General features: G+C 44.6%; 9 protein-coding genes. All 9 read left to right on the top strand.

Translation table 11 applies throughout. The annotated features are described in order from the left end of the window. The first annotated feature begins 352 nt into the window (after nucleotides 1-352). The 9 genes from C7B77_RS19625 to C7B77_RS19585 all read left to right on the top strand — a co-directional run bounded on the left by C7B77_RS19625 (nucleotide 353) and on the right by C7B77_RS19585 (nucleotide 7,191). Nucleotides 353-982 carry a class I SAM-dependent methyltransferase gene (locus C7B77_RS19625; protein WP_106308680.1) on the top strand — a complete coding sequence of 210 codons (630 nt, stop codon included), beginning with the start codon at nucleotides 353-355 and terminating at the stop codon, nucleotides 980-982. A gap of 170 nt (nucleotides 983-1,152) precedes the next feature. After that, entirely contained in the window at nucleotides 1,153-1,935 is a 783-nt protein-coding gene (locus C7B77_RS19620) for a sulfite exporter TauE/SafE family protein (protein ID WP_106308677.1), read from the top strand. A 28-nt stretch (nucleotides 1,936-1,963) separates the two neighbouring features. Next, entirely contained in the window at nucleotides 1,964-2,629 is a 666-nt protein-coding gene (locus C7B77_RS19615; RefSeq protein WP_106308674.1) for a class I SAM-dependent methyltransferase, read from the top strand. A gap of 36 nt (nucleotides 2,630-2,665) precedes the next feature. Continuing rightward, nucleotides 2,666-4,072 (top strand): 3-isopropylmalate dehydratase large subunit, encoded by a 1,407-nt coding sequence (gene leuC / locus C7B77_RS19610; RefSeq protein WP_106308671.1) that lies wholly within the window; start codon nucleotides 2,666-2,668, stop codon nucleotides 4,070-4,072. 363 nt (nucleotides 4,073-4,435) lie between these two features. Further along, nucleotides 4,436-5,086, top strand: a complete 651-nt coding sequence (locus C7B77_RS19605) for a hypothetical protein (RefSeq protein ID WP_106308668.1) — start codon at nucleotides 4,436-4,438, stop codon at nucleotides 5,084-5,086. A 14-nt stretch (nucleotides 5,087-5,100) separates the two neighbouring features. Beyond that, nucleotides 5,101-5,694 carry a Uma2 family endonuclease gene (locus C7B77_RS19600; RefSeq protein WP_106308683.1) on the top strand — a complete coding sequence of 198 codons (594 nt, stop codon included), beginning with the start codon at nucleotides 5,101-5,103 and terminating at the stop codon, nucleotides 5,692-5,694. A 68-nt stretch (nucleotides 5,695-5,762) separates the two neighbouring features. Beyond that, nucleotides 5,763-6,071 (top strand): Uma2 family endonuclease, encoded by a 309-nt coding sequence (locus tag C7B77_RS19595; RefSeq protein WP_245894277.1) that lies wholly within the window; start codon nucleotides 5,763-5,765, stop codon nucleotides 6,069-6,071. A 57-nt stretch (nucleotides 6,072-6,128) separates the two neighbouring features. Further along, nucleotides 6,129-6,770 carry a Uma2 family endonuclease gene (locus C7B77_RS19590; protein WP_106308662.1) on the top strand — a complete coding sequence of 214 codons (642 nt, stop codon included), beginning with the start codon at nucleotides 6,129-6,131 and terminating at the stop codon, nucleotides 6,768-6,770. Between the two features lie 28 nt (nucleotides 6,771-6,798). After that, entirely contained in the window at nucleotides 6,799-7,191 is a 393-nt protein-coding gene (locus C7B77_RS19585) for a RidA family protein (protein WP_106308659.1), read from the top strand. The last annotated feature ends 14 nt before the right edge of the window (nucleotides 7,192-7,205 follow it).

Here is a 7,205-nt window from a genome sequence, read left to right as displayed (position 1 = left end):
ACCTAATCGATCGATTCGATCGACTGTTTCTGAATCGAGCTTAATTGGTGATATTGCCACTAAATTGCCATCGTTCAATCGCACGAGCGTCATTCTCGTACCTACTTCCAAGCCAAAATACTTGAATGGTTGTTCGACAACCCACAAATTGCGATCTATTTCTCTGAGCATATTATTCGATCGATAAATAGCGGAGTTAGACGGGGATTATTGTTTCGACAAGCTTTGTTTGAGATTAATACTTTTAAAGTATTAATAATATCCTTAATATATATTGGACAAGCACAAACACCTTGTCTATAGTATTGATACAACCCCACAGCAACCATTACCGCAGCCTACGCGCAATATCATGGTAAATCTATGGTCTACTACCGAACATGCCATCGGCTATCTAGCCAAAGCAGATAGTATTCCCCATCGAACCGAGGGTGAAGCTGTCTTACTGGACTATATCCCAAAAACTGCCCAGAGAATTCTCGATTTGGGTACTGGCGACGGGAGACTGATGGCATTGCTCAAAATCGATCGATCTCAGGCGACGGGACTAGCTATAGACTTTTCGCCAGTGATGCTAGAAAAAGCCAGAGCGAGATTTCAAGAAGATAGATCGATCGAAATTATCAGTCATAATTTAGACGATCGATTACCAGATCTCGGTCAATTTGATGCGATCGTTTCGAGTTTTGCCATTCATCACGTCACTCACGATCGCAAGCGTTCGCTATACGAGGAAATATTTAATTTATTAACCCCTGGCGGCGTATTTGCCAATCTCGAACACGTTGCCTCACCCAATCAAAATATTCATATTCAGTTCCTAACCAAGATTGGTTATACACCCGAAAATGAAGACCCATCTAATAAATTACTCGATGTCGAAACCCAACTTGGATATCTGCGTGAGATTGGATTTGATGATGTAGATTGTTATTGGAAGTGGTTAGAATTGGCTCTATTAATTGGGATTAAACCGAATTAATTGACGATCGAGTAATCTAGGTAGTTATCGATAACCTCAGCGGTTGGAAACCGTCGCTCATGATGCAAAGTCCGCCTTCGCGGACTAAATTAATATATCAGTCCGCGAAGGCGGACTTTGCAACACTAGCCCCGAATTTATTCGGAGGCGTTTAATTAAAGGCTAATATAATGCCGATCGCACCGCCACTTACATATCTCAATGGTTTGTTGTTATTTGCGACTGCTTTTATCGCTGGCGGATTGAATGCAGTGGCTGGTGGCGGCAGTTTCATTAGCTTTCCAACGCTAATCTTTACTGGCATATCGCCGATCGCGGCTAATGCTACCAATAATACTGCCCTCTGGGTGGCTGGTTTGGCAAGTGCGGGCGCATACCGCCGCGATCTGGATGTCGAGCGGCGATCGATGCTAATTTTAAGTATCGTTAGTCTCGCGGGTGGATTGCTCGGCTCGATCGCCTTACTATATACATCTGCCGATGTTTTTAAAAAGCTGATTCCCTATTTATTATTACTGGCAACTATTGTATTCATCTTCGGTGAACCTTTCAAAAAATGGCTGCAATCCTTCAGTCGAGAGAATTCATCCCAGCCACTGCAACTAATTTATTTAGTTACCGCACAACTGATAATCTCAATTTATGGTGGCTTCTTTGGCGCGGGAATTGGAATTTTAATGTTGGCAACTTTAACTTTTTTCAATATTAAAAATATTCATGCGATGAATGCGTTAAAGTCATTTTTAGCAACCTGTATCAATGGCATCGCGATCGTGCCTTTCTTATTCGCAGGTATCATCGCTTGGCAGCAAGCAATTCTGATGGCTGTTGGTGGTGCTCTTGGTGGTTATGTTATCGCCAATTTTGCCCGCCAGATTCCATCAATAATTATTCGACGGTTTGTATCGATCGTCGCTATAAGTATGACTACTTACTTTTTCATTCGCGGTTAGTTTAAATTACGATTAGGAAATAAAACTTATGACTAACTCTCGCTCGCGAATTCGCGAATTAGTACAAGCCTCTTATCAGCAGGGAGATTATACTGGCTGGTTTGAAGCTCTATATGCTGAAGCAAACGGGAATGCCGATGCAATTCCGTGGGCAGATCGCGGGCTGAATTATTGGTTATCAGACTGGATCGAAAAATCTAACGTAGTCGTGCAAGATCGACAGGTATTAGTTGTCGGTTGTGGGTTGGGCGACGATGCTGAATATCTAGCTAAACTCGGTGCTAAAGTAACGGCATTCGATCTATCTCAAACTGCGATCGATTGGTGTCACCAAAGATTTCCAGACTCGCAGGTAAATTATCAAGTCGCCGATTTATTTACCGCCCCAGCCGAATGGAAATTAAGTTTCGATCTCGTGATTGAAATTTATACGATTCAAGCTTTACCTGCAAATATTCGCCCCAATGCGATCGAGTGCATTAGTAATTTCGTCGCTCCTAACGGCAAATTATTAGTCGTCTGTCGCGGGCGTAATCTCGAAGATCTGGCTGGCGAAAATCCCCCATTTGCACTAACTCAAGCCGAACTAAATCGATTTACAAATGATGGTTTAGATCTAGTATCGTTTGAAGATTTTATCGATACATTAGAATCGGGTTCGCCACGTCGATTTCGGCTCGTTTATCAGCGATAAGATAATTAAGCTATCCCCTATCCCCTAATTCAAACCATGAGCAAAAATACATTATTCGATCGAGTCTGGGACGCACACACCGTCGCCATCTTACCGTCGGGACAAACCCAACTATTCATCGGCTTGCACCTAATCCATGAAGTCACCAGCCCCCAAGCCTTTGCCATGATGCGCGATCGAGGATTGAAAGTACCCTATCCCGAACGTACCGTCGCCACCGTCGATCATATCGTACCTACCGAAGACCAATCGCGCCCCCTCGCCGATAGCCTCGCCGAAGAGATGATGCAACATCTCGAAAATAACACCAAAGAGCACGGCATTAGATTCTACAACGTCGGTTCTGGCAGCCAAGGCATCGTCCACGTAATTGCCCCAGAGCAAGGGCTGACACAGCCAGGAATGACCATTGCTTGCGGTGACAGTCACACCTCTACCCACGGCGCATTTGGCGCGATCGCGTTCGGAATTGGCACCTCTCAGGTGCGCGACGTTTTAGCCTCCCAAACCCTGGCTTTAGGCAAATTAAAAGTCCGCAAAATCGAAGTCAACGGCACCCTCCAACCAGGGGTATATGCCAAAGATGTCATCCTCCACATCATTCGCAAACTCGGCGTCCAAGGCGGCGTAGGTTATGCTTACGAGTTCGCTGGCACCACTTTCGAGCAGATGGATATGGAAGCCCGAATGACCGTCTGTAACATGGCGATCGAAGGTGGTGCGCGCTGCGGCTATATCAATCCCGATCGAGTCACCTATGATTATCTCAAAGATCGCGATTTTGCCCCCAAAGGTGCGGATTGGGAAAAAGCGATCGCTTGGTGGGAAAGCCTCCACAGCGATAAAGATGCCGAATACGATGATGTCGTCGTCTTCGATGCTGCCAACATCGCCCCCACAGTCACCTGGGGCATCACCCCCGCGCAGGGAATCGGTGTAGACGAACCCATCCCGACAGTAGCACAGATGCCTGTGGATGAGAGAGCGATCGCCGAAGAAGCCTACCAGTACATGGATCTCGCTCCAGGCGCACCAATTATCGGCACCAAAGTCGATGTTTGCTTCGTCGGGAGCTGCACCAACGGACGCATCACCGACTTACGCGAAGCCGCCAAATTCGCCGCAGGGAAACAAGTAGCCACCGGAGTCAAAGCCTTCATCGTCCCTGGCTCCGAGCGGGTGAAAAAACAAGCCGAAGCCGAAGGGTTAGACGTGGTTTTTAAAAACGCAGGCTTTGAATGGCGCGAAGCTGGGTGCTCGATGTGCTTGGCGATGAATCCCGACAAATTAGTCGGACGACAACTGAGTGCCTCATCTTCCAATCGTAACTTCAAAGGTCGTCAAGGTTCTTCATCGGGGCGGACATTATTGATGTCGCCAGTGATGGTAATTGCGGCAGCGGTGACAGGTAAAGTAACCGACGTGCGAGAATTAATGGCTTAATCGATTCGGTAGGGTGTTTTACCGCGCCAGCGTAACGCACCACGCCAGGGTAAATGTTTTAGTGCTTAGTTTCATCCGCCCGCAGATAAATCGCGGGCTAACCGGATAAAGTCTACTGAAGTAGACTGAAAGAGGAAATGGCGATTTCACTATTCTTTAGTCCACTTAAGTGGACTTTATTACATTAGCCCGCAATTCATTCGCGGTCGAGTAGGGACGAAGCACCAACAATCGATCGAGTTATCTACCGCAATTGATAGAATTGGTGTGCAAGGGAATTAGCTTCGATAGGCGATCGCTGTTTTAAAGTTTGCCCACCCTACAACTAGAGCATAAATAGTTTAGGAATTTAATTTAATATTTATGAATCCACTGCAAATTCATCCAATTGATTTTTTTAGCAAATGGTTTGCAGAGCCGATTAAGCCAAGTGATTACTCAATGATTGGCATTATGACTGCAATAGACAAGCATCCTATCTCGCAGGAGGAACCTTCTCAAGATGGCATTGTGCCATTAGAATACTCTCGCTTAGATCCAGGTCATTTCCGCATATTTGTAGAGAATCAAGAGGTGTTCACATGCTTTGTATTGGCAGAAGATGAGCTAAAAGCCGATCCACCAGTATATTTTGAGTCTTGTTTAGATTTAGCAGAAGACTACGGATTTAAATCGTCTGAAATAATCGATGGAAGCTACGTCCTTCTCTGTGAAAGGTTCAGTGATTTCTTATGGCATATGCTCGGTCATATTATCTCTGTTAGAGATATATCAAGTGATTTATTTGCGAATAATGTTAATGGAATAACCTTCGACCCCTATCGCGAGCGAAAGCTAGAATTAGACGATTCATTTATTTGTCCGATGAATAGAGAGTTTCCATCATCCTATACGTGCTATGTGAGCGATCGTGTCATATGCACTCCTGGCTGGGGTGCAGCATTTCTTAACGAAGAAGCCTGTACGGAATTCATTGACAAATACTCTCCTCTTGTGTCTGATAGATGGAGCTAAAAAATACAGTCATTATGCAATTACTAGACACTCACACACCATTGCTGAATACTCAGAGCGTAACTCTCCACGTTACTCGCGAACAGTTCGATGCTTTGTGCCACGACAACCCAGAACTCAGACTAGAGCTAACAGCTACAGGAGAACTAATCGTCATGCCACCAGTTTCGTTAGATAGTTCTGGCAAAAATCTAGATCTAGCAACTGATGTTGCCATCTGGAACCGCCAAACTAGACTGGGCAGAGTATACGACTCTTCTGGCGGCTTCACGCTACCTAATGGCTCGCTCAAATCTGCTGATGTAATGTGGCTCCAGCAGTCCAAAGTCGATGCGCTCCCGCCTGGTGTGACTTTCCCAGAAGTCGTACCCGATTTTGTCATTGAATTGCGATCGTCCCAGAGTGACAGTCTATCGAAACTCCAAGCCAAAATGCTAGAGTACCGCGATAATGGTGTGCGGTTAGGTTGGCTAATTAATCCCCAACAGCAACAAGTAGAAATTTATCGAATTGGACGGGATGTAGAGATTCTAGAATCTCCAACTAACCTCAGCGGTGAGGATGTATTGTCAGGATTTGTGCTGGATCTGCGATCGATCTTTAGCTAAACAACAGAGGTTTAAAATTATGGTTGCCTTAAAAGATAATATTCCTAGATTCACTCCCGAAGAATACTTTGCGTGGGAAGAACAGCAATTGCACAATTGTTGAAGTACTGTCGCCAAGTACCGAAGCTTACGACAGAGGCAATAAATTCAGAATGTATCGTCGCAATCCTAACTTGAGAGATTATATTCTAGTCGATTCAAATAAGATGGCGATCGACCTCTATCGCAAAGATGATTCTGGAAATTGGTATATTCTTAATTATGAAGCAGGTGACTCGATCGATCTAAAAAGTGTCAATCTTACTTTCTCGATCGAGCAAGTATACGAGGATATTGAGTTTGCTGTCGATGATAGCGATCGATCTCAATCTCTATAAATTTGAAACTAATTAATATTGCTTTAAGATACTACACTACTGAAGGAATCGATTGATATGATTCAATTACAGGAAAAACTGACAACTAACACTTGGATAAAAGCTGAGTGGGATACGTATGTAAGTACGATCGAATCTCCCAAGCATGAACAACATCAAGGATATTACTATAACGGCTACATGAGGATTGAAGATATGCCAATAGGTGCCGACCATGCTAGTGATAATGGACTTATTTATTTAGCCGTCACACTATTCTGTATGGTCAAAGGAATTCCAATCCAAGGCTTAATCGGATGTAGCTATCGCAAAACTGAAGTTAGAGAATGTCAACCAGATATTTCCTTCTATATTGGCGATCGAGCTAATTTAGTACCAAAAGGTAAGTCGGTTGTTAATTTAGACGAACAAGCTATTCCCAACCTAGTTATAGAGATTTCCAACACTACTATTAATGACGATCTTGGTGCAAAACGTTTCCTGTATGAAGAAATGGGAGTTTCTGAATATTGGATCGTAGATGTCCAAAACACTCTGATTTATGCGTTTGAAATAATCGATCGAGGTAGCCGCAGAATCGATACTTCCTTGGTATTGCCAGCACTATCGATCGAGACTATTACCGAAGCATTAAATCGTAGCAAAGAATCAGACCAAGCTCAAGTCGGGCAATGGCTGATGAGTCAATTTCAGGGATAATAACTAAGCTAAATATTAGGAAAGAACAGTGTCAGAACGTCAAAACATCTCCACAGGCTCCAAATGGGAACCCATCATCGGTTATTCCCGCGCCGTCAAAATCGGTAACACCATCCACGTCTCCGGTACCACCGCCTCCAACGCCGCAGGCGAACTCGTCGGTATCGGCGATGTCTACGCCCAAACCAAACAAATTATCCTCAATATCGAATCCGCCCTCCAACAAGCTGGAGCCAGCCTCTCAGATGTCGTTCGCACCCGCATCTACTGCACCAATATCGAAGAGTGGGAACTCATCGGCAAAGCTCACGGCGAATTTTTCAGTGAAATCCGCCCGACGACTGCGATGGTAGAAGTCAGCCGTCTGATTTCCCCCGATATTCTGGTAGAAATCGAAGCTGAAGCGATCGTGCAGGATTAGTCATTAGCATAGAT

Source organism: Chamaesiphon polymorphus CCALA 037 (genome assembly GCF_003003845.1).
Lineage (GTDB): Bacteria > Cyanobacteriota > Cyanobacteriia > Cyanobacteriales > Chamaesiphonaceae > Chamaesiphon > Chamaesiphon polymorphus.
Note: the sequence above shows the minus strand (reverse complement) of the source record. Positions and strands in the feature narration are given on the sequence as shown.

Coding starts and splice junctions, on each gene's coding strand:
- leuC (WP_106308671.1), top strand. CDS start 2,666: ATGAGCAAAAATACATTATTCGATCGAGTCTGGGACGCACACACCGTC.
- C7B77_RS19605 (WP_106308668.1), top strand. CDS start 4,436: ATGAATCCACTGCAAATTCATCCAATTGATTTTTTTAGCAAATGGTTT.
- C7B77_RS19590 (WP_106308662.1), top strand. CDS start 6,129: ATGATTCAATTACAGGAAAAACTGACAACTAACACTTGGATAAAAGCT.
- C7B77_RS19600 (WP_106308683.1), top strand. CDS start 5,101: ATGCAATTACTAGACACTCACACACCATTGCTGAATACTCAGAGCGTA.
- C7B77_RS19615 (WP_106308674.1), top strand. CDS start 1,964: ATGACTAACTCTCGCTCGCGAATTCGCGAATTAGTACAAGCCTCTTAT.
- C7B77_RS19625 (WP_106308680.1), top strand. CDS start 353: ATGGTAAATCTATGGTCTACTACCGAACATGCCATCGGCTATCTAGCC.
- C7B77_RS19620 (WP_106308677.1), top strand. CDS start 1,153: ATGCCGATCGCACCGCCACTTACATATCTCAATGGTTTGTTGTTATTT.